The 424-nt window shown below is 62.5% G+C and carries 1 protein-coding gene; it reads left to right on the top strand.

Going from position 1 to position 424, the window contains the following annotated elements:
* Positions 1–424, top strand: a 424-nt coding sequence (locus EOA60_RS37100) for a VirB8/TrbF family protein (RefSeq protein WP_245502737.1), incomplete at both ends; no start/stop codon positions are given.

Below are 424 nucleotides of genomic sequence, written 5' to 3'. Positions count from 1 at the left end.
CCTATGTGAAGGCCGCGGCCGCGTGGCGCATCGTCGGCATCACCGGGATGCTGATGGCGGTGATCGGCTTCAGCTACGCGCTCTATCAGAGCACTGAGGTCAAGCTCGTTCCCTACATCGTCGAGGTCGACCGCCTAGGAACGGCAGTCACCGCCGGATTCGCCCAGCAGATCGAATATGCCGATCCGCGGGTCGTGCGGGCGACGCTCGGAAGTTTTGTATCGACCTTCCGCAGCGTGACGCCGGATGCCGTGGTGCAAAAACAATATATCGACCGCACCTACGCGCTGCTGCGAACCTCGGATCCCGCGACCGAGAAGGTCAACGCCTGGTTCCGCGGGAACTCGCCGTTCGAGAAGGCGAAGACGGCGACAGTCGCCGTCGAGGTCAACAATGTCGTGCCGCTCTCCAACCAGAGCTACCA

Origin of the sequence: Mesorhizobium sp. M1A.F.Ca.IN.020.06.1.1 (assembly GCF_004023265.1) — a bacterium.
In the GTDB taxonomy this organism is placed as follows: Bacteria; Pseudomonadota; Alphaproteobacteria; order Rhizobiales; family Rhizobiaceae; genus Mesorhizobium.
Note: the sequence above shows the minus strand (reverse complement) of the source record. Positions and strands in the feature narration are given on the sequence as shown.